The organism is Streptomyces sp. PA03-6a (assembly GCF_033792765.1).
Classification (GTDB): Bacteria; Actinomycetota; Actinomycetes; order Streptomycetales; family Streptomycetaceae; genus Actinacidiphila.
The window spans coordinates 1-20,527 of sequence record NZ_JARAVK010000165.1 but is presented as its reverse complement, the minus strand read 5'-3'; the positions used below and the strand labels follow the sequence as shown (position 1 = coordinate 20,527).

At 72.8% G+C, this 20,527-nt stretch carries 22 protein-coding genes and 1 pseudogene; 14 read left to right on the top strand and 9 right to left on the bottom strand.

Features of this window, described 5'->3' with window-relative positions:
- From PV350_RS31495 to PV350_RS31480, 4 genes are all read left to right on the top strand, one after another.
- A partial coding sequence (locus tag PV350_RS31495; protein ID WP_500337210.1) for an MFS transporter occupies window positions 1-611 on the top strand: 611 nt, incomplete at its 5' end.
- A 46-nt stretch (window positions 612-657) separates the two neighbouring features.
- Window positions 658-780, top strand: a complete 123-nt coding sequence (locus PV350_RS31490) for an SGM_5486 family transporter-associated protein (RefSeq protein ID WP_499511116.1) — start codon at window positions 658-660, stop codon at window positions 778-780.
- A gap of 168 nt (window positions 781-948) precedes the next feature.
- Window positions 949-1,191, top strand: a complete 243-nt coding sequence (locus PV350_RS31485; protein ID WP_499511115.1) for a hypothetical protein — start codon at window positions 949-951, stop codon at window positions 1,189-1,191.
- A 72-nt stretch (window positions 1,192-1,263) separates the two neighbouring features.
- On the top strand, window positions 1,264-1,785 hold the full coding sequence (locus tag PV350_RS31480; protein WP_499511114.1) for a SixA phosphatase family protein: 522 nt from the start codon (window positions 1,264-1,266) through the stop codon (window positions 1,783-1,785).
- A 114-nt stretch (window positions 1,786-1,899) separates the two neighbouring features.
- On the opposite strand, the gene serB is transcribed toward PV350_RS31480, so the two are convergent.
- The gene (serB, locus tag PV350_RS31475) at window positions 1,900-3,141 is read right to left on the bottom strand and encodes a phosphoserine phosphatase SerB (protein WP_499511113.1); all 1,242 of its coding nucleotides are present in this window, start codon (window positions 3,139-3,141) and stop codon (window positions 1,900-1,902) included.
- The gene (locus tag PV350_RS31470) at window positions 3,138-4,775 is read right to left on the bottom strand and encodes a streptophobe family protein (RefSeq protein ID WP_500337211.1); all 1,638 of its coding nucleotides are present in this window, start codon (window positions 4,773-4,775) and stop codon (window positions 3,138-3,140) included. The genes serB and PV350_RS31470 overlap by 4 nt, the downstream gene beginning before the upstream one ends.
- Before the next feature lie 261 nt (window positions 4,776-5,036).
- Here PV350_RS31470 and PV350_RS31465 point away from each other — a divergent pair, with 261 nt between their 5' ends.
- A complete protein-coding gene (locus tag PV350_RS31465) occupies window positions 5,037-7,601 on the top strand; it encodes an FHA domain-containing protein (protein ID WP_500337209.1) in 2,565 nt (854 codons plus the stop codon).
- Window positions 7,602-7,691: 90 nt separating this feature from the next.
- On the opposite strand, the gene PV350_RS31460 is transcribed toward PV350_RS31465, so the two are convergent.
- The 3 genes from PV350_RS31460 to PV350_RS31450 all read right to left on the bottom strand — a co-directional run bounded on the left by PV350_RS31460 (window position 7,692) and on the right by PV350_RS31450 (window position 10,504).
- Window positions 7,692-8,435 carry an aggregation-promoting factor C-terminal-like domain-containing protein gene (locus tag PV350_RS31460; protein WP_499511111.1) on the bottom strand — a complete coding sequence of 248 codons (744 nt, stop codon included), beginning with the start codon at window positions 8,433-8,435 and terminating at the stop codon, window positions 7,692-7,694.
- A gap of 315 nt (window positions 8,436-8,750) precedes the next feature.
- The gene (locus PV350_RS31455; RefSeq protein WP_500337208.1) at window positions 8,751-9,809 is read right to left on the bottom strand and encodes an S-adenosylmethionine:tRNA ribosyltransferase-isomerase; all 1,059 of its coding nucleotides are present in this window, start codon (window positions 9,807-9,809) and stop codon (window positions 8,751-8,753) included.
- Window positions 9,806-10,504: an SDR family oxidoreductase gene (locus PV350_RS31450; protein ID WP_500337207.1), complete on the bottom strand. Its 699-nt coding sequence runs from the start codon at window positions 10,502-10,504 to the stop codon at window positions 9,806-9,808. The genes PV350_RS31455 and PV350_RS31450 overlap by 4 nt, the downstream gene beginning before the upstream one ends.
- Window positions 10,505-10,693: 189 nt before the next feature.
- Here PV350_RS31450 and PV350_RS31445 point away from each other — a divergent pair, with 189 nt between their 5' ends.
- The 4 genes from PV350_RS31445 (at window position 10,694) to PV350_RS31430 (ending at window position 13,421) form a co-directional block, all read left to right on the top strand.
- Entirely contained in the window at window positions 10,694-11,848 is a 1,155-nt protein-coding gene (locus PV350_RS31445; RefSeq protein ID WP_499511108.1) for a GAF domain-containing sensor histidine kinase, read from the top strand.
- Window positions 11,841-12,485: a transcriptional regulator gene (locus PV350_RS31440; RefSeq protein WP_499511107.1), complete on the top strand. Its 645-nt coding sequence runs from the start codon at window positions 11,841-11,843 to the stop codon at window positions 12,483-12,485. Before PV350_RS31445 ends, PV350_RS31440 begins: the two co-directional genes overlap by 8 nt.
- Window positions 12,486-12,684: 199 nt before the next feature.
- Window positions 12,685-12,933 (top strand): chaplin, encoded by a 249-nt coding sequence (locus PV350_RS31435; protein ID WP_018560570.1) that lies wholly within the window; start codon window positions 12,685-12,687, stop codon window positions 12,931-12,933.
- Between the two features lie 248 nt (window positions 12,934-13,181).
- Window positions 13,182-13,421, top strand: a complete 240-nt coding sequence (locus tag PV350_RS31430; protein WP_499511106.1) for a chaplin — start codon at window positions 13,182-13,184, stop codon at window positions 13,419-13,421.
- A 62-nt stretch (window positions 13,422-13,483) separates the two neighbouring features.
- On the opposite strand, the gene PV350_RS31425 is transcribed toward PV350_RS31430, so the two are convergent.
- Window positions 13,484-14,281 (bottom strand): Rv1486c family protein, encoded by a 798-nt coding sequence (locus PV350_RS31425; RefSeq protein ID WP_499511105.1) that lies wholly within the window; start codon window positions 14,279-14,281, stop codon window positions 13,484-13,486.
- A 114-nt stretch (window positions 14,282-14,395) separates the two neighbouring features.
- On the opposite strand from PV350_RS31425, the gene PV350_RS31420 reads away from it, so the two are divergent.
- The 4 genes from PV350_RS31420 (at window position 14,396) to PV350_RS31405 (ending at window position 17,638) form a co-directional block, all read left to right on the top strand.
- Window positions 14,396-15,187, top strand: a complete 792-nt coding sequence (locus PV350_RS31420) for an ABC transporter ATP-binding protein (protein WP_499511104.1) — start codon at window positions 14,396-14,398, stop codon at window positions 15,185-15,187.
- 111 nt (window positions 15,188-15,298) lie between these two features.
- Complete coding sequence (locus PV350_RS31415) at window positions 15,299-15,709, top strand: NfeD family protein (protein WP_499516787.1); 411 nt, start codon at window positions 15,299-15,301, stop codon at window positions 15,707-15,709.
- 128 nt (window positions 15,710-15,837) lie between these two features.
- Window positions 15,838-16,767, top strand: coding sequence for an SPFH domain-containing protein (locus PV350_RS31410; protein ID WP_499511103.1), 930 nt, complete (start codon window positions 15,838-15,840; stop codon window positions 16,765-16,767).
- Window positions 16,768-16,870: 103 nt separating this feature from the next.
- Complete coding sequence (locus PV350_RS31405; RefSeq protein WP_499511102.1) at window positions 16,871-17,638, top strand: sulfite exporter TauE/SafE family protein; 768 nt, start codon at window positions 16,871-16,873, stop codon at window positions 17,636-17,638.
- A gap of 27 nt (window positions 17,639-17,665) precedes the next feature.
- Here PV350_RS31405 and PV350_RS31400 read toward each other — a convergent pair whose 3' ends face one another.
- The 3 genes from PV350_RS31400 to PV350_RS31390 all read right to left on the bottom strand — a co-directional run bounded on the left by PV350_RS31400 (window position 17,666) and on the right by PV350_RS31390 (window position 19,940).
- Window positions 17,666-18,169 (bottom strand): HNH endonuclease, encoded by a 504-nt coding sequence (locus PV350_RS31400; RefSeq protein ID WP_499511101.1) that lies wholly within the window; start codon window positions 18,167-18,169, stop codon window positions 17,666-17,668.
- A gap of 408 nt (window positions 18,170-18,577) precedes the next feature.
- The gene (locus PV350_RS31395; RefSeq protein ID WP_499511100.1) at window positions 18,578-19,111 is read right to left on the bottom strand and encodes a YbhB/YbcL family Raf kinase inhibitor-like protein; all 534 of its coding nucleotides are present in this window, start codon (window positions 19,109-19,111) and stop codon (window positions 18,578-18,580) included.
- 46 nt (window positions 19,112-19,157) lie between these two features.
- Entirely contained in the window at window positions 19,158-19,940 is a 783-nt protein-coding gene (locus PV350_RS31390; RefSeq protein WP_499511099.1) for a sporulation protein, read from the bottom strand.
- Between the two features lie 84 nt (window positions 19,941-20,024).
- On the opposite strand from PV350_RS31390, the pseudogene PV350_RS31385 reads away from it, so the two are divergent.
- A pseudogene (locus PV350_RS31385) lies at window positions 20,025-20,399 on the top strand (DNA-3-methyladenine glycosylase); the annotation flags it as partial.
- Between the last annotated feature and the right edge of the window lie 128 nt (window positions 20,400-20,527).

Genomic DNA, 20,527 nt, shown 5'->3' with positions numbered 1-20,527 from the left:
CCGCAGCTCCGCCCGCGGAGCGGGCGCCCTCCGGCAGCATCGCCCGCAGCCGCACCGCCTGGGCACTCGCCGTCTACTTCGGGCTCCAGGCCACGGGCGCGTACATCACCATGGGGTGGCTGCCGCAGATCTTCCGTGACGCCGGGGTCTCCGCCTCCACCGCCGGCGTGCTGCTCGCCGTCACCATGGTGATGGGCGTACCGCTCTCCTTCGTGCTGCCCGCGCTCGCCGGCCGCATGCGGCACCAGGGCGGACTCGCCGTCGGCCTCGGCCTGTTCGGGATCGTCGGCTACGGCGGCCTGTGGGCGGCCCCGGCCGCCGCGCCCTGGGTGTGGGCCCTGCTGCTGGGCATCTCCAACTGCTCGTTCCCGCTCGCCCTCACCATGATCGGGATGCGCTCGCGCACCGGCGGCGGGGTGGTGCGGCTGTCGGCCTTCGCGCAGTGCACGGGCTACCTGCTCTCCATCCCCGGTCCGATCCTCGTCGGGGCCCTCTACCAGCACACCGGCGGCTGGGACCTGCCCGTGGCCTTCATGCTGGCCCTGCTGGTGCCGCAGATCGCCGCGGGCGTGGTCGCCGGCCGCGACCGCTCCGTGGAGGACGAGCTCTGACCACCCGCGTGCGCAGGCGCCGCGACCGGGTGCGAGACTGGGCCGCATGCCCGTGCTCGAGCCCAACCCCCCGCAGCCGCAGAAGAAGCTCCTGATCATCTTCGGCCTCATGATGGCCGTGCCCGCCCTCGTCGCGGTGATCGCGATCATCGGCGCCAAGTTCGGCTGACCTGCGACCCCGAGACCCGGGGTAGGGACAACCCCACCTCCCCTAGGGGGCCAGGGTCAGGGTCGAGTGGGTGGGCCACCCGATGGGCCCGGCGGCCGTCCTTCCGTAGCGTCGTGGTGCAAGGTCGGACACCGCTCCGGCACCCCGGCTGACCCACGGAGGCGTCCCGTGTCCCTGCAGGCTGTTCCCTCGCGTCCCCCGCGAACCCGCGCCGCCCGCCCGGCGGTCGGAGGCGGCACGCAGACGCGCCTGCCGTGGTGGGCGCTCGCCCTGCCCGCACTCGCCTTCGTGGCGCTGCTCGCCCTGGTCGCGGGCCCCGGCGCCGCGGAGGCCTCGGCCGCGGAGCCCGTCGGACAGCTCCTGCACGCGGTCGGCGAAGGGCTCCCGGGGCTCCTGCAGCACCTGCTGTGACCCTCCCGCGGCGAACCGTGATCCGTCCCGCAGCCCGCGCCCGGCGGCCGGATTTCTGGAAAGCTGAGGGTCATGAGCGCAGCTGCATCGCCCCGCCGGATCGTCCTGCTCCGGCATGCCAAAGCCGACTGGCCCGACGTCCCCGACCACGAGCGACCGCTGGCGGAACGGGGACGCAAGGAGGCCCCCGTCGCCGGCCGCAGGCTCGCCGAACTGGGGATCCCGTTCGAACTGACCCTCTGCTCCTCGGCCGCGCGCACCCGCGAGACGTGGAAGCTGGCCGCCCACGAACTCCCGCACCGCCCGCGCACCGTCTACGAGGAGCGCCTCTACGACGCCACCCTCGGTGACCTGATCGCCCTGCTCAACGAGACCCCGGAGGACGTCGACGACCTGCTGCTGGTGGGCCACAACCCGACCATCCACGCACTGGCCGACGCCCTCGCTGGGGAGAGCGACGGGGACGCCCGCGCGCGGATGAACCGCACCGGATTCCCGACGGCGGCCATCGCGGTGATCACCTTCTCCGGTCCGTGGAAGACGGTCGAGCACGGCGTCGGCCGCCTCGTCGACTTCTGGTCGCCGCACGACTGAGCCGCAGCCGGCCGAGCCGCAGGGACGCAGGGACGCAGGGACGCAGGGACCGTACGGAAAGGGCTCCGGAGCACCTGCTCCGGAGCCCTTTCCCTGCCCGTGGGTCCGCGCCGGTCAGGCCCCGGCGGCCGCGCCGTCCCCGGCGTCGGCCGCCTCGACCTCCTCGCGCGTGATGCCCAGCAGGTAGAGCACGGTGTCCAGGAACGGCACGTTGACCGCGGCGTCCGCGGCCCGCCGCACCACAGGCTTGGCGTTGAAGGCGACCCCCAGGCCCGCCGCGTTGAGCATGTCCAGGTCGTTGGCGCCGTCGCCGATGGCGACGGTCTGGCTGAGCGGCACCCCGGCCTCCGCCGCGAAGCGCCGCAGCAACCGGGCCTTGCCCGCCCGGTCGACGATCTCGCCGGTCACCCGGCCGGTGAGTTTGCCGTCCACGATCTCCAGGGTGTTGGCGGCGGCGAAGTCCAGTCCCAGCCGCTCCTTGAGGTCGTCGGTGACCTGCGTGAAGCCCCCGGAGACCACGCCCACCTGGTAACCCATCCGCTTGAGCGTGCGGATCAGCGTGCGGGCCCCGGCCGTCAGGCGCACCTCCTGGCGGACCTTGTCCACCACGGACTCGTCCAGCCCCTTGAGCAGGGCGACCCGCGCGTGCAGGGACTGCTCGAAGTCCAGTTCGCCGCGCATCGCCGCGGCCGTGACCTCGGCGACCTGGTCCTCGCAGCCCGCGTGCGCCGCGAAGAGCTCGATCACCTCGTCCTGGATGACGGTGGAGTCCACGTCCATGACCACCAGGCGCTGCGCCCGGCGCTGCAGCCCGGCCGAGACCACGGCCACGTCCACCCCGCGCTCGTGGGCCTCCAGGGCCAGCGCGGGACGCAGGGTGGCGGTGGCGACACCGGACACGGCGAACTCCACGGCCGTCACCGGGTACTTCGCGAGCCGGAAGATCCTGTCGATGTTGCCGCCAGTGCCGGTGATCCTGGCCGCTATGGCCGCCGTGGACTCCGCGGTCAGCGGGTGCCCGAGCACCGTCACATGGGAGCGGCCCTCGCCGCGCGGCCGGTTGTCACCGATGCCGGAGATGATCTCGGCCTGCAGGCGCATCGACTCCGCCCACGCGTGCACCGTGGCGCGCAGCTCGCCCTCCACCGAACGGCCCGCGGGGGCGGGCACCAGGGCGCAGAGCACGATGCGCCCACGGGTGACGACCTGCTCGATGTCGATGACGTTCACCTGGAAGCGGGCCAGCGTCTCGAAGAGCCCGGCGGTGATCCCCGGCCGGTCCTTCCCGAAGATCTTGACCAGCAGCGTCGGCACATTGGCGGCGGTGGCAGCGGTCGCCTGCGATGCGTCGTTCATGGTGCCTCCACCGTATCGGGCACCGCGCCCCGGACGGACATGTGTTCCGCCTGGCGGACACCGTCCGTGGTCAGCGGCGCCCCGGTGACGGTCCGCGTGGAATGCGGTGCCTGGCCCTGCGGGGGCTGCCGGTAGGGGTTGGGCCCGGCGTCCGGCCGGCCGTGACCGGTGCTCGGGATGTACGGACCGGGCTGGTAGGCGATGCCCGGGTACGTACGGGAGCTGCTCTCCCCGGCCGCCGCCTCCGCGGCCCGGCGCAGCGCGTACGGAGACACCCGGCGCCCGGCGGTGCCCGTCAGCAGGGCCAGCAGCGCCCCCGCGCCGCCCGCCACCGCCCCCCAGGCGGCGCCCAGCAGGAACGCCAGGGGAAGGCTGCCGTGCAGGTCGACGCCGGCGCCCACGGCGTCGAACCCGAAGACCGAGACGCCCGCGTTCACCGAGACCCCCGTCACCCACACCAGCAGGGGGAACGCGACCGCCGTGACCAGGCCGAGCCGCACCGCGCAGCGCCCCGCGTACCCGGCCCGCGTCGCCCCCCACAGCGGGGTGCGGGACGCCGCCAGCGCCCCCGCCGCCAGCATCATCAGCGCCGCGGCGACGGTCAGCAGCCACACCCGCTGGTCGTACTCGGCCAGCCGGGCGGGCGTCACCGGCTCCGCCACGCTGGTCGACAGCAGCCGGTCCAGCGGATCCGGGAGCACCTTCGCCAGCTCCCCGGTGGCCGTGCCCCGCCAGGACACGAACAGCCCGAGCGGCACCGCAAGCCACACCCCGTTGGGCGCCCCCAGCAGGGCGGCCCCGGCGATCCGGCCGGGCTCGTCACCTGTCACCGCCGCGTACCCGGCGGCGGAACAGCCCGCGACGACGGCCAGCAGCAGCACCCAGCGCAGCGCCGACGCGGCGGGCCGCACGACCCGGTGCAGCCCTTCGAGGGCGGGCGGCAGCGGCGTACGGCGCGAGGTGAGCAGGGCCAGCAGCAGCACGACCAGCACCCACAGCAGGCCGCCCAGCAGGGTGCGGCCGGTGGCGACGTGGAAGCTCACCGAGGCCTTGGCGTCGATCAGGTCCTGCAGCCCGTCCCCGAGCCCCCCGCCGATGTCACCGATGCCCGGGATCTGGTCCGTCAGGCCGCCGCCCTTCTCCCCGCCCAGCGCGGCGCCGTCGAGGGCGATGGTGTCCTCCCCGGCCCAGGCGAGTGCGCCGAGCAGCGTCACGAAGAGCACCGCCACCGCCCCGGCCCGCGCGGCGAGTTCACCCCCGGGGACGGTCAGTCCCGCCCCGCGCAGCGACCGCAGGAACACCCAGGTCAGCAGCAGGGCCCCCACCAGGCCGACGCCCAGCGGCATGAGGTCGAGCCGGCCCTCGCCGCCCGCACCTCCCAGCCCGAACACCGCGACGTCACCGGAGGGGACGACCTTGCCGCCCACCGCCATCGCGACCACGGCCGCCGTCATCGGCCCCAGCGAGCCCGCGGTGTCCGCACCGAGCAGGTGCAGCCCCAGCGCGGCGGCCCCCACCATCCCCAGGTACGCCCAGCTGACCGCGGCGACCGCGGAGAGCAGCACACCGCCCCAGGGGACCGGGCGCCCCGGGCGCGCAGGCGCGTTGGAAGGTGTGGAGGTGTACGCGGTCATGCCCGCCCCCGAGGTCTCGCGTCCGAACCGCCTGCGCTGCATGGTGCCCTGATCCGTCATGATCCGCACGGTTCATGGGCGGTTACCACTCTCCGGTGGTGTTTCGGCGCCGTCAACGGCTTCTCGGAAGAGGGTTCACATCACTCCCCTCGCACGGCTTCCCGACGGGTGGGCGTGCCTGGAATGGTTCCTCCCGATGTTCGCAATCCCTAGACTCCCCCCATGGGGGATAACCCGGGGGACAACTTTGTGGGGCTTGGGGTGCCTGAACTCGTACTCGAACTGAACGGACAGACCTGGGCGCTCGATCCGGCCAGGTCCTACAGCCTCGGCCGGGATCCGCAGTCGGACGTCGTCCTCGACGACGCGCGGGTCTCCTGGCGGCACGCCACCATCCGCCGGGGCGAACGCGGTTGGGTCATCGAGGACCTCGGCAGCACCAACGGCACCTACGTCCAGGGCCAGCGCGTCCACGCCTACGACGTCGCCGCCGGGGCCGCCGTCAACCTCGGCAACGCCACCGACGGCCCGCGCCTGAGCTTCAGCGGCGGCGCCGCGGCCGGCGGTGACATCTACAGCGCCGACACCGCACTGGCCAACCCGCAGCAGCAGGCCCGCCAGTCCGGCCCCGCCGCGCAGGGGACGCCCCACTCCGTCGCCCCGCCGCGGCAGGGCGGCTGGGGGAACGGGTCGTCCGCCGCGCACGTGCCGCAGCCCTCGCAGGGCGCGCGGCCGGACCAGCGCAAACCGCAGGCGCACATCCCGTCCCCGCACGGACCAGCGGGCGCCTCCGGCGCGCCGCCCGTCTACGGCGACCGCAGCCCGACCACCTTCCACCACCTGGTGCTCGGCCGCGTCATGAAGATCGGCCGTGCCCTGGAGAACGACCTGGTCGTCTCCGACCTGCAGGTCTCGCGCTTCCACGCGGAGTTCCGCGCGCACCCCGACGGCCGCTACGAGATCGTCGACCTCGGCAGCCACAACGGCACGTACGTCAACGGCCAGCCGATACAGCGTCATCTGCTGGGCCCCAACGACATCGTGGGCGTCGGCCACTCCACCTTCCGGCTCGTCGGCGACCAGCTCGAGGAGTTCGTCGACACCGGCGAGATCTCCTTCTCCGCCCGCCGGCTCACCGTCCGCGTGCCGCAGGGCAGCACGACCAAGACCATCCTCAACGACGTCTCCTTCGGCGTCCCCGAGAAGTCGCTGGTCGCCGTCATCGGCCCGTCCGGCTCCGGCAAGTCGACGCTGCTGCGCGCCCTGACCGGCTACCGCCCGGCCGAAGAGGGCGAAGTGCTGTACGACAGCCGCAACCTCTACAAGCAGTTCGCCGAGCTGCGGCAGCGCATCGGCCTCGTCCCGCAGGACGACATCCTGCACAAGGAGCTGACGATCCGCAGGGCCCTGCGCTACGCGGCCAAGCTCCGTTTCCCCGGCGACACCAAGGCCGCCGAGCGCGAGGCCCGCATCGACGAGGTGCTGCGCGAACTGAAGCTAGACGTGCACGCCGACAAGCGCGTCACCTCGCTCTCCGGCGGCCAGCGCAAGCGCGTCTCCGTCGCCCTGGAACTGCTCACCAAGCCCTCGCTGATCTTCCTGGACGAGCCCACCTCCGGTCTCGACCCGGGCATGGACCGCGACGTCATGAAGCTGCTGCGCGGCCTCGCCGACGACGGCCGCACCGTGCTCGTCGTGACCCACTCGGTGGCGGAACTCGCCCTGTGCGACAAGCTGCTGGTGATGGCGCCGGGCGGCGCGGTGGCCTACTTCGGCCCGCCCGAGGAGGCGCTGAACTTCTTCGGCTACGAAACCTGGGCCGACGTCTTCTCCGCCTTCGAGAACTACCGCGACTACGACTGGTCCGGTCGCTGGCGCGGCTCCCAGCACTACCAGATCTACGCCGCGGACCTGGACGCGGTCGCCCCGCAGTCCGTAGGCGCCGCCCCGCAGCGGGCCAAGCCGCCCAAGCCGCAGAGCTGGCCGGCGCAGTTCGTCACCCTCGTCCGCCGCTACCTGTCGGTGATCGCCTCCGACAAGGGCTTCATGGCGCTGATGGTGATCCTCCCGGCCGTCCTCGGCCTGGTGAGCGTGGTCATCCCGGCGAAGTTCGGCCTGGCCCCACCCGACGAGGCGGGGAAGTTCAACGCCGACGCGGGCACCATCATGCTGATCATCGCCGTCGGCGCCTGCTTCTCGGGCGCGGCCAACTCGGTGCGCGAGCTGATCAAGGAACGGGTGATCTACGAACGGGAACGCGCCACCGGCCTGTCCCGCTCCGCGTACCTGGTCTCCAAGGTCTTCGTGCTCGGTCTGATCAGCGCCCTGCAGGGCGTCATCATCTGCGCCATCGGGCTGTCGGTGCGCAAGCTCCCCGAGGAGGGCCTGATCGTCAAGGGCTTCCCGGCCGCGGAGATCACCCTGGTGGTCATCGCCCTGGGCTTCACCTCGATGATGTTCGGCCTGGTGATCTCCTCGCTGGTGAAGACCGCCGAGAAGACCATGCCCCTGCTGGTGATGTTCGCGATCGTCCAGGTCGTCTTCACCGGCGTCCTGTTCCAGATCTTCGGCACCGTAGGCCTGGAGCAGGTCGCCTGGCTGATGCCCTCCCGCTGGGCCGTCGGCGCCGCCGGCGCCACCCTCGACCTCGGCCGGCTCATGCCGCCGTGGGACCAGGCCAAGCCCGACAACCTGGACCCGCTGTGGGAGCACTCGGCGAGCCAGTGGGGCTTCGACATGGCGATCCTGCTCGGCATCGCCCTCGTCTGCGGCATCCTCGTCCTGAGGCTGCTGCGCCGCCACGAGCCGGAGGTCATGCGCAAGTAGCGGCCCCCGCGTACGGATGCGGAAGGCGGCGGCTCCCCGGGGAGGGGAACCGCCGCCTTCCGCATGTCCGTACGGTCCGCGCCCGGCGGCTCAGTACCAGTGGTTGGCCTGCCAGAACGACCAGGCGCCGCAGGGGCTGCCGTAACGCCCGTTCATGTAGTCAAGGCCCCACTTGATCTGCGTGGCAGGGTTGGTGCGCCAGTCCGCGCCCGCGGAGGCCATCTTGGAGCCCGGCAGCGCCTGGACCAGGCCGTACGCGCCGGAGGAGGGGTTGACCGCGTACGGGTTCCAGGTGCTCTCGTGCATCACGATGTTGGCGAAGCACTGGAACTGGGCCGCGTCGCCGATGATCTGCTGCGCCATCTGCTGCGGGCTGCCGGACGGGGCCGCCGGGGCGGCCGCGCGCGGTGCCGGACGCGAGGTCTCGTGCCGCTGCTGCGGGACGAGGGCCCTGCGCTCGTGGCTGCGGTTGGCGGCCAGCTGCTCCTGCCGGCGCGCGTGGGCCCGGTGCGCCTCCTGCGCGGCCTGGCGGGCGCGCTGCTCGGCGTGGCGCTTGCGCTCCGCGGCCTGGTGCGCGACGTGGGCGGCGTGCTGCCTGGCGAGCGCCTTGCGGTGCGCCACGTGCGCGACGTGCGACGCGTGCTGCTTGGCGGCGGCGGACCGTGCCTGTCCGGTGACCGCCTCCGGTGCCTTGCCGGAGGCCTGCGCGGTCCCGCTGGTCCCGGTCACACCGGTGATGGCCAGGACACCCACACCGGCCGCGGCGAGGCCGGCGGCGGAGAACTTGTGGGTCTTGGTCAGGCGGTCGAACTTCGGGATCGTCGGGAGCTGCATGGGGGAGTGACCTCTTCCATTCGGCTGCGCCCCACTCCGCCCTCGGGCAAGGAGAGGCGCCGCGTGTCGAACGCGGCGCGGAGCGACCCGAGCATTCTTAGCCCCGGGAAATTCCCCGACCAAACCCATCCATTACTACCCGAAGTCGTAGTGGCCGGACCGGCCGGGTACAGCACACGCCGCACTTCCGGCCGATCCGGCCGCCGCGCCGCCTACTAGGCGTCCTCGTACGTGACGTACGCCCTATGTGCCGCCTCACAGGCCCGTCGCGCACCGCGACCGCGCGGCGACCGCGGGTGCCCCCGGGCGGGGCCGTCAGGGCAGCAGCAGGTTCACGTCCCCGAACTCGTGCCAGAGGTAACCGGCCCCCACCGCAGCGCCGTAGACCCGTTCCAGCAGCTCGCGCCCGGCCACCGCCTCCAGCATCAGCAGATGCGACGCCGCGGGGTCGTGCAGCCCGGTGAGGAGGCCGTCCACCGCCCGTACGCCCCGCTCCGGCGTGACCACCAGGTCCGTCCAGCCGCCCGCCGCCGCGACCCGCCCCCGCTCGTCGGCCGCCGTCTCCAGGGCGCGCACCGCCGTGGTGCCCACCGCCACCACCCGGCCGCCACCCGCCCGGGCGGCGTTCACCAGCCAGGCGGTGCTCTCCGGCACCGAGAAGCGCTCCGGGTAGGGCGGCTCGTGCGCCTCGCCCGAGGACACCCCGGTGTGCAGCACCACCGGAGCGATCTGCACGCCCCGGCTCACCAGCGCCGTGACCAGCCCGGCCGTGAAGGGGCGCGCCGCGCTCGGCATCTCCGCCGAGCCGAGGCCGTCGGCCGACGGCACCGAGAAGACCGTCTGGTACGCCGCCAGCGGCTGGTCGCGCCGGGTGTACGCGTACCGGATCGGCCGCCCCCGCCGGTGCAGGAACGCCATCGCGTCCGCCACCGACGCCCGCGCCACCCACAGCCGCTCCCCGCAGGGGCTCAGCGGCTCCTGCAGCATCAGCCGCTCACCCTCGGGCAGCGCCACCGCCACCCCCGCCGGGCCGCCCGTCCGCGGCCGGGTCGTGCCCCGTCCGTCGGGCGTCCGCAGCTCCACCACCCAGCGCCCGTCGTCCAGCAGCCCCGAGAAGTGCACCACCACCGGGGACTCGCCGAGCGCCGCGTCCACCGCCGCCGGCAGGGTCCGCGAGGTGTTCACCACCAGCACGTCCCCGGCCCGCAGCAGCCCCGGCAGATCACCGAAAGCGTGGTGCGCGACCTCGCCCCGGGCCCGCCCGCCCACCAGCATCCGCACCCCGTCGCGGCCCGACGCCCCGTCGGCACGCTGCTCCACCGGGACCCGGGCCGCCAGTGCCTCCGGCACCCTCAGCGCGCCCAGCGAGGTCACCGCCCGGCCTCCAGCAGCGCCGGGGCCACGTAGCGGCCACCGGCCGCGCCCGTGTCGAGCAGCCCGAGCACGGCCGGCACCACGGACTCGGGGGCCGGGCGCCCGTCCGCGTCCGGATCGTCGGGCACCGCCGCCGCGTACAGCGCGGTCCTCATGTCGCCCGGGTCCAGCCACCACACCCTCAGCTCCGGCTCCTCCACCGCCAGCACCGCCGACAGCTGCTCGAGCGCCGCCTTGCTCGCGCCGTACCCTCCCCACGTGGGGTACGCCTCGACCGCGGCGTCCGAGCTGATGTTGAGCACCGCCCCGCGCCGCCGGCGCAGCAGCGGCAGTCCCTCCTGCACCAGGCCCAGCGCGGCCACCACATTGGTCTCCAGCGCCGCCCGCAACCCCTCCAGCGGCTGCTCGGACAAAGGCCGCAGCGGCTCGGCGCCCAGTGCGCTCGCGTTGTTCACCAGCAGGTCGAGCCCGCCGAAATCCCAGGCCGCCGAGACCAGTTCCACCCGGTGCCGGGGGTCGGTGACGTCGCCCGGCAGCGCGGCCACCCGCGTCCGGCCCGCCAGCTCCCCCTCCGTCCGCTTCAGCGCCTCGTCCGACCGCGCGTCGATCACCAGGTCCCAGCCCCGCTCCGCGAGCGCTCCGGCCAGGGCCCGTCCCAGTCCCCGCGACGCCCCCGTGATGATTGCCACCGGCATGACGTGTCCTCCCACCGGCCGCCCGGTCCGTCGCCCGGCGGCCGCCCCCCACCGTAGGAACGGCCCCGTCCCGGCCACCTCGGCCGCCCGCAGCACCGGGGCAGGGAACTTCGCCCTAGGTCCACGGACCGGGGGCGCTCGGTCACCAGGCCGATCCCGCCGGCCGTGACCCGCCGGTACGGTGAGGTCATGTCCAGCCGATCGTCCCGACGCGGCATCGAGGCGGTGAGCGCGGCCGTCCTCGCGATGAGCCGGCACCTGGAAGTGCGCGAGGTCCTGCAGACCATCGTGTCGTCCGCCCGCGAACTGCTCGACGCCGAGTACGCGGCGCTGGGCGTGCCGGACGACCACGGCGGCTTCGCCCAGTTCGTCGTGGACGGCGTCAGCGACGAGCAGTGGAAGGCGATCGGCCCGCTGCCCCGGCAGCACGGCATCCTCGCCGCGATGCTCCACGAGGCCACCCCGCAGCGCCTGCGGGACGTGAAGGGCGACCCCCGCTTCGGCGGCTGGCCGTCCGCCCACCCCGACATGTCCGACTTCCTCGGCATGCCGGTGGTCGACGGCGACGAGATCCTGGGCGCCCTCTTCCTCGCCAACAAGCGCTGCGCCACCCGCCCGCCGGAGGACGGCCGCGGCTTCACCGAGGAGGACGAGGAGCTGCTGCGCACCCTGGCCGCGCACGCCGCGATCGCCCTCACCAACGCCCGCCTGTACGAGCGCAGCCGCGAGCTGACGCTCGCCGGCGAACGGGCCCGCATCGCCCACGAACTGCACGACGCCGTCTCGCAGAAGCTGTTCTCGCTGCGGCTGACCGCCCAGGCCGCAGCCGCCCTGGTGGCCCGCGACCCGGAGCGCGCCCGCCAGGAGTTGCGGCAGGTCGCCACGCTCGCCGCCGAGGCCGCCGACGAACTGCGCGCGGTCGTGGTGGAGCTGCGCCCCGCCGCCCTGGACGAGGACGGCCTGCTGGCCACCCTGCGCACCCAGGTCGACGTCCTGGACCGGGCGCACTCGTCGCGGATCTCCTTCAGCCACCGCCAGGTCCGCGCCCTGCCCGCCGCCCAGGAGGAAGCGCTGCTGCGGGTCGCCCAGGAGGCCCTGCACAACGCGCTGCGCCACGCGGAGGCCGCCTCGGTGACGGTGCGCCTGGAGGGCCGGGGCAGGGGAGCGGTGCTCACGGTGCGCGACGACGGGCGGGGCTTCGACCCGTCCGCGGTGCGCCGGGCCGGCCGCCACCTGGGACTGGTCTCCATGCGGGACCGGGCCGACGGGGTGGGCGGCGGACTGACGGTGGACTCGGCGCCCGGCAGGGGCACCGTGATCGAGATGGAGGTGCCCGGTGGCTGACGGCCCCATTCGCGTCCTGCTGGTCGACGACCACCAGGTGGTCCGGCGCGGCCTGCGGACCTTCCTGGAGGTGCAGCCCGACATCGAGGTGGTGGGCGAGGCCGGGGACGGCGAGGAGGGCGTGCAGCGCGCCGGGGAACTCGCGCCCGACGTGATCCTGATGGACGTCCGGATGCCGGGCGTCGACGGCATCGAGGCCCTGCGCCTGCTGCGCGACAGCGGCAGCAAGGCCCGCGTCCTGGTCGTCACCAGCTTCACCGAGCAGCGCACCGTCGTCCCGGCGCTGCGCGCGGGCGCGGCCGGCTACGTCTACAAGGACGTGGACCCGGACGCGCTGGCCGGCGCCATCCGCTCGGTCCACGCCGGCCACGTGCTGCTGCAGTCGGAGGTCGCCGACGCCCTGCTCTCCCAGGAGGACTCCGGTCCCGGTCAGGGCCGCGGTGGCACCCTCACCGACCGGGAGCGCGAGGTGCTGTCGCTGATCGCGGAGGGTCGCTCCAACCGGGAGATCGCCCGCGCCCTGGTGCTGTCGGAGAAGACCGTCAAGACCCACGTGTCGAACATCCTGATGAAGCTGGACCTCTCCGACCGCACCCAGGCCGCCCTGTGGGCGGTGCGGCACGGGATCGGCGGCTGATCCGGCGCACCTCAGGGGCGTCCGACGCCACGGAAGCCGGGGCACGTAGCGGTAGGACAAGCGGATCGTCGCCATCCGGAGTGAGATTCATACCGTCGGGTGTATGTCCCCCGGATGGCGCAACCTGGCCGGGCGTGGGCCGTTCTCCATGGCGTGCTGCGGCGCCTGCCGCGGTACCCATGCAAGGAGGGTCAAGAACGTGAAGAACCTGCACAAGGCCGCCGCCGTCGCCATGGTCGCCGGGAGCCTCGCCATGGTCGGCGCGGGTGCCGCCTCCGCCCACAGCGGTGGCGCCCAGGCCCACGGTGGCGCGAAGAACAGCCCCGGCGTGGTCTCCGGCAACGTGATCCAGGTGCCGGTGCACGTTCCGGTGAACGTCTGCGGCAACACCATCAGCGTCATCGGTCTGCTCAACCCGGCCATCGGGAACGTCTGCGTCAATCGCTGACCCAGGACGTCACCCCCACGGCACGGCCGTGACCACCGGCCCCGGAGCGTTCCGCCGCCCCGGGGCCGGTCCGTTCCTGCGGCTCACGGCGTCCGCGCGCACGGCGCGCGCGGCACACGCCGGTGCGACACGCAGATTCCGCCGTACGGAGGTTTCCGGTGCGCTCCCCGTGTCAACGCCCCGGGCTCCGCGTTCCTCACAGTGCGGCTCCTCGAACCGGGCCGTGCCATCACAGGAGGAACAGTTTCATGAACAGCGCCAAGAAGGCCGCCCTGATCATCGCCGCCGCCGGTGCGGCCGCCGCCGGTTCGGCCGGTACCGCGCTCGCCGAATCCCACGCGGGTGCCGTGGCCGCCGGCTCGCCCGGTGTGCTCTCCGGCAACGTGATCCAGGTTCCGGTGAACATCCCGATCAACCTCTGCGGCAACACCATCGACGCGGTCGGCATCCTGAACCCCGCGATCGGCAACGTCTGCTTCAACCACTGACGTGCCCTGAAGGCCCCGCGGACAGCGTCGTCCGCGGGGCCTTCGCCCGTTCCCGGCCGGCCTCAGCCCCGGCGCCGCTCGGCCTCCTCGACGTACGCGTTGTACGCCGCCACCTGCGCCCGCCGTGCCGTACGCTCCACCGGCCGCAGCAGCTCCGCCCGGGCGGCGATCTCCGAGGCGCTGACGGCCGCCCCGTGCCCGGACCGGGCCCCGGTCGCGATCCCGACCAGCGCGCCGACCCGCTGGGCCAGTTCCAGCACCCGCACCGCCCGCGGCGGATACCCCGGCGCGAGCACCTCGCGGCCGCGCGCCGCCCGCGCCCGGTACGCCTCCAGAGCCGCCTGGGCCGCCGGGCCCGCGCCGGCCACGTCCAGCCGCGCCAGCGCCTCCGTGGCGTCCCGCAGCGCCTCCGCGAGCTCCCGTTCCGCCTCGCCCAGTGAGGGCACGTCCGCCGGCGGAGCGTCCCGCACCTCCAGGCACTGCCACTCGACCGACACGTGCACGTCGCCCTGCGGGCCGGCCTCCGTGACCTCCGGCACCAGGCCGATGGCCGGTCCGCCGACGGTGATGACCGCTTCGCCCGCCGCCAGCGCCCGCGCGTTGAACTCCGGCGGCCCGCTGAGCCCGAGCGGGTGCCCGGGCACCGGGAGCGCTATCCGCAGCCCGGACACGCCGAGCGCGCGCAGCCGCCCCAGCCCCAGCGTCAGCCCCACCGGGCCGGCCTCCCCGGGGAGGCCCGAGATCCGGTGGACCGAATCGTCGGCGATCACTTCCTGAGCGGCGTCATCCGGCGCGGCAAGTCCGGCAATCAGGGCATTTCCCCAAGCCGCCAGCCGTCCTGAGCGAGGTTCGTCGAGCATCCCCCCAGCCTAAGGACTGGGGCGGCCCGGGCGTGGCGTAGATTTCCTGGGGGCGGCGCCTACAGGTGCTCGCAACGGCAGACATGCGATCGGGAAGTGGGAGACAACACGCTCATGAGCGATGTTCTGGAGCTGGTGGACGTATCCGTGGTCCGAGACGGCCGGGCTCTGGTGGACCAGGTCTCCTGGTCGGTCGCCGAGGGCGAGCGCTGGGTCATCCTCGGTCCCAACGGCGCCGGCAAGACGACCCTGCTGAACATCGCCTCCAGCTACCTCTTCCCGACCTCCGGCACCGTCCAGATCCTCGGCGAGAAGATGGGCGGCGTCGACGTCTTCGAACTGCGCCCCCGCATCGGCATCGCGGGCGTCGCCCTGGCCGAGAAGCTGCCGCGCAAGCAGACCGTCCTGGAGACCGTGCTCACCGCCGCGTACGGCATGACCGCGCACTGGCAGGAGAGCTACGAGCAGGTCGACGAGGACCGCGCCCGCGCCTTCCTGGACCGGCTCGGCATGAGCGACTACCTCGACCGCAAGTTCGGCACCCTCTCCGAGGGCGAGCGCAAGCGCACCCTCATCGCGCGCGCCATGATGACCGACCCCGAGCTCCTGCTGCTCGACGAGCCCGCCGCCGGCCTCGACCTCGGCGGCCGCGAGGACCTCGTCCGCCGCCTCGGCCGGCTCGCCCGCGACCCGATCGCGCCCTCCATGGTCATGGTCACCCACCACGTCGAGGAGATCGCCCCGGGCTTCACCCACGTCCTGATGATCCGTCAGGGCAAGGTCGTCGCAGCCGGCCCCATGGAGACCGAACTCAGCTCCCGCAACCTCTCCCTGTGCTTCGGCCTCCCGCTCGTCGTCGAGCGCCGCGGCGACCGCTGGACCGCCAACGGGCTGCCCCTGAAGTGACCCCCTGAGGCCCCCCGCGCACGAAGCCCCGCGCCGAAAGCCTCGGGGAGAGCCGTCGCACCCTGTCACAGATCCACTGCGGACCCCTACGATGGGCCTGTGGACGACTGGTTGTGGTGGCTGATCGCCGCCGTGGGGCTGGGTATTCCGCTCGTGGTGACCGCGATGCCCGAGTTCGGGATGTTCGCGGTCGGAGCCGTCGCCGCCGCGATCGCGGCAGGCCTCGGCCTGGGCATCACTCCGCAGGTACTGATCTTCGTCATCGTCTCGGTCGCGGGCATCGCCGTAGTACGCCCGCTGGCCAACCGGAGCCGCTCGCAACGCCCGGAGCTGCGCAGCGGCATCGACGCGCTCAAGGGCCGTCAGGCCGTCGTCCTGGAACGGGTCGACGGGCACGGCGGCCGGATCAAGCTCAACGGAGAGGTCTGGTCGGCCCGTTCCCTCGAGACGGGACGGGCCTTCGAGCCAGGCGAGAGCGTGGACGTCGTCGAGATCGAGGGCGCGACGGCCGTCGTGATGTGATCCTGCCCGCCCCCGCACCCCGAGACGGCACGGGAATTCGCCGAACCCGGCCCGCCTCCCCGCGGGGTCTGTCAGACTTGATCATGTCTTCGTACAGGTAGCCACAGGCAATCGGCGTGGGAGTGGACGTGCAGCCGATCATCATCGTCCTGATCATCCTGGTGGTGCTCGTCTTCATCGCGCTCATCAAGACGGTCCAGGTCATCCCGCAGGCCAGCGCGGCGATCGTCGAACGCTTCGGTCGCTACACCAGGACCCTGAGCGCGGGCCTCAACATCGTGGTGCCGTTCATCGACACCATCCGCAACCGCATCGACCTGCGCGAGCAGGTCGTGCCGTTCCCGCCGCAGCCGGTGATCACCCAGGACAACCTGGTCGTCAACATCGACACGGTCATCTACTACCAGGTCACCGACGCGCGGGCGGCCACCTACGAGGTCGCCAGCTACATCCAGGCGATCGAGCAGCTCACCGTCACCACGCTCCGCAACATCATCGGCGGCATGGACCTGGAACGGACCCTGACCTCCCGCGAGGAGATCAACGCGGCCCTGCGCGGCGTCCTCGACGAGGCCACCGGCAAGTGGGGCATCCGCGTCAACCGCGTCGAACTCAAGGCCATCGAGCCGCCCACCTCCATCCAGGACTCGATGGAGAAGCAGATGCGCGCCGACCGCGACAAGCGCGCCGCCATCCTCACCGCCGAGGGCATCCGGCAGTCCCAGATCCTCACCGCCGAGGGCGAGAAGCAGTCCGCGATCCTGCGCGCAGAGGGCGAGGCCAAGGCCGCCGCCCTCAAGGCCGAGGGCGAGGCCCAGGCCATCCGCACGGTCTTCGAGTCCATCCACGAGGGCGACCCCGACCAGAAGCTGCTCGCCTACCAGTACCTGCAGATGCTCCCCAAGATCGCCGAGGGCGAGTCCAACAAGCTCTGGATCATCCCCAGCGAACTCAACGACGCGCTCAAGGGCCTCGGCGGCATCGTCAACCTCCCCGGCGCCCCCGGCAACGGCGAGGGCGGCACCCGTCGCGAGACCCCCCGGCTCGACAAGGACTGAGCAGTGCGGCGGCCGCCGCGAACGCGTATGACATGATCCGTGCGCTCCAGCTCCCCCCGGTCCCGTCGGGGGGAGGGGAGCCGCACCGACCATGGAGACGCCTATGACCTACTGGGAAGCCCTGGCCGTGTTCGCGGCCGGGATCGGAGCCGGCACCATCAACACCGTCGTCGGCTCCGGCACGCTCATCACCTTCCCCGTCCTGCTCGCCGTCGGCCTGCCGCCCGTCACCGCCAACGTGTCCAACACCCTCGGCCTCGTCCCCGGTTCCCTCAGCGGCGCCATCGGCTACCGGCGCGAACTCGCCGGACAGCGCGACCGCCTGCTGCGGCTCGGCGCCGCCGCCCTCGTCGGCGGACTCACCGGGGCCGTCCTGCTGCTGGCGCTGCCCTCCCAGGCCTTCGACACCATCGTGCCGATCCTGATCGCGGTGGCCCTCGTCCTCGTCGTCGTCCAGCCCAGGCTCTCCCGCGTGCTCCAGGCCCGCCGGGCCGGCAACGGCACGCACGCCCCCGAGCACGGCGGCCCGCTCCTCCTCGGCGGCCTCCTCCTCGCCAGCATGTACGGCGGCTACTTCGGCGCCGCCCAGGGAGTCATCTACCTCTCCCTGATGGGCGTCCTCCTCGAGGAGTCCTGGCAGCGGATCAACGCCGTGAAGAACGTCCTCGCGCTGATCGTCAACGGCGTCGCCGCGGCGTTCTTCCTCTTCGTCGCCGACTTCGACTGGACCGCCGTCGCGCTCATCGCCGTCGGGGCGGCGCTCGGCGGCGTCCTCGGCGCCCGCATCGGCCGCCGCATGCCGCCCGTCGCCCTGCGCGGCGTCATCGTCGTCGTGGGCCTCGTGGCGATCGCCCAGCTCCTGCTGAAGTAGCCGGGCGACCGCCTCGGGGCACAGGACTCAGGCCGGCAGCGCGAGCCAGCCGGGGGCGTCCTCACGGTCCTTCAGACCCAGGGCCAGCAGCAGCGCGTCCGCCGGGGTCGGCTCGAACGGCTGGGTCAGCAGCCGCATCCCCGCCTGCTCCGGCGTACGGTCCGCCTTGCGGTGGTTGTCCTCCGCGCACGACGCAACGGTGTTCAGCCAGGTGTCCCCACCACCGCGCGAACGCGGCTGCACGTGGTCCACGGTCGTCGCCCTCCGTCCGCAGTACGCGCACCGGTGCCGGTCCCTGACCAGCACACCCCGCCGCGACCACGCGGCCCGTTGTCGGAAGGGCACCCTCACGTACCTGCAGAGCCTGATCACCTGCGGCACGGGTACCTCCACCGCCGCCGCGCGGATCCGCAGCCCGGGATGAGCCTGCTCGACCACGGCCTTGTCCTGCATGACCAGCACCACCGCACGCCGCAGCGACACGGTCGACAGCGGCTCGAAGCTCGCGTTCAGCACCAGCGTCTCACGCACGTCGCCCACCCCTCGGGTCCATCCCCGCCCCGCGGCGAGGTGGCTCCACTGTGACCGGGCCATACCCACGCGGACAACGCAATTTCCGCACGTAAAAGCGAACAGGAGGAAACGGGGAACGAAACGGTGGCCCCGGCCGCCGGCCACTCCGGGCGCCCGCCCCCGTGGGGTCCGCGGCGCCCGGAGCGCGGCGATCGGCGTGGACGCCCGGGCGCATGTCCGGGCTCCGGCGGACGGCAGGCAGGTCGCGCGGCGAGAGCCGCACAGCGCAACGCCCCGCCGCCCCCGCCACTGCGGTGCCGACCCCCGGTGACGGTCAGGTCACCAGGCAGACACCACAGTGCGATGCGGGAGCGCCGGGGCGCAACGGAATTTGGGACCCCCGGCCCTCGGCCGGGAGCGCCACGACTACTGCGGGTTCTCGTACTCGCCGATCAGGTTGGCCCGCGCGATCGCGTGGAACCGCAGGTTGAAGCCGACGACGGCGGGCGACACGTCCCCGTCGGGCCCCAGCTTCTCCTGGTCCACCGCGTACACGGTGAACACGTAACGGTGCGGTCCGTCCCCGGGCGGCGGCGCGGCGCCACCGAAGTCCTTGCTCCCGTAGTCGTTGCGCACGTGCACCGCACCCTCGGGCAGCCCCTTGAAGCCGTCACTGCCGGCACCCGCGGGCAGCTCCGTCACCGACACCGGGATGTCGAAGAGCACCCAGTGCCAGAAACCGCTGCCCGTGGGCGCGTCGGGGTCGTAGCACGTGACGGCGAAGCTCCCGGTCCCCTCGGGGAACCCCTCCCACCGCAGGTGCGGCGAGACGTTGCCCTCGGCGTAGACCTGGGAGTCCTTCAGCGTGCCGCCCGGCTCGATGTCGTCGCTCACCACCGTGAACGACGGCACCTGGGGATGGAAATCGTGGGGGAGCGGCCGCCGCTTCTGCTCGGTCACCTCGGTACCTCCTGCTGATCGCGAAACGCGCTTCCGCCCGCCGATCCTAGAACCAGTTGCGCTTCCCGCCGACCTCGGCCAGCCACTGGTTGAGGTAACCCGCCCAGTCGGTCGCGTGGAAGTTGTTCAGGTCCACGGTGAAGGAGCGGAACGCGTCGCTGCCCTCGCTGAACAGGCCCGGCTTCTTGTCCATCTCCAGGATGACGTCCATCTCGTGGCCGTCGGCGACGAAGCTCAGCTCCACCTGGTTCAGCCCGCGGTACTGCTGCGGCGCGAAGAACTCGATCTCCTGGTAGAACGGCAGCCGCTGCCGCGTACCGCGGATGTGGCCGCGCTCCAGGTCCGCGTTCTTGAAGCCGAAGCCCAGCTGGCCGAACGCGTCGAGGATCGCCTGCTGCGCCGGCACCGGGTGCACGTTGATCGGGTCGAGGTCACCGGAGTCCACCGCACGGGCGATCGCCAGCTCCGTCGTCACCCCGACGTTCATCCCGGTCAGGTGACGCCCCAGGAAGGTCGTGATCGGGGTCTCCCACGGGATCTCCAGCCCGAACGGCACCACGTGCACCGCACCCGGCTGCACCTCGAACGCCCCGCCCAGCTGCTGCCGGTGGAACTCGACGTCCTGCTTGTACTCCGCGTCCTGGCCCTCGACCTCGACGCGGGCCTGCAGGCCCACCGACAGTCCCTCGATCCGCTGCGGCACCGAGCCGCCCTGGATCCGCACCTCGCCCTGGACGACCCCGCCCGGGACGACGTTCGGCTCGTTGAGCACCGTCTCGACCGACGCGCCACCGGCGCCCAAGCTCGCAAGCAGCTTCTTGAAGCCCACGATGTCCCTCTCCCTTTACTGGCGGTTGCCTCGGTCATTACGAACGCGGCCCCACCCCGAACGGTTCCATTACTCTCGTACCGCATGATCCCCCCTCCTGAAAGCACCCCGCTCCCCAGGTCCTTCTTCGACCGCCCGGTGCTGGAGGTGGCCCCCGACCTCCTGGGGCGGACCCTCGTACGCAGGACGGACGACGGCCCCGTGGCACTCCGGCTGACCGAGGTCGAGGCCTACGCCGGCCCCCTCGACCCGGGCTCCCACGCCTACCGCGGGCGCACCGACCGCAACGCGGTCATGTTCGGCCCGCCCGGCCACGCGTACGTCTACTTCACCTACGGCATGTGGCACTGCATGAACATCGTCTGCGGCCCCGAGGGCAACCCCAGCGGGATCCTGCTCCGCGGCGGCGACGTCATCGAGGGCGCCGACCTCGCCCGCGGGCGCCGGGTCACCTCACGGCGCCCGCCGACAAGGCCGACGCCTCTAATGCCGTCGTCGCCCCTGCGCACGTCACTTCTACACATCTGAAGATGCCGTCGATTATGCTATGTTGTATACGAGTCTGTTACATATCCTAAGAGAAAAAA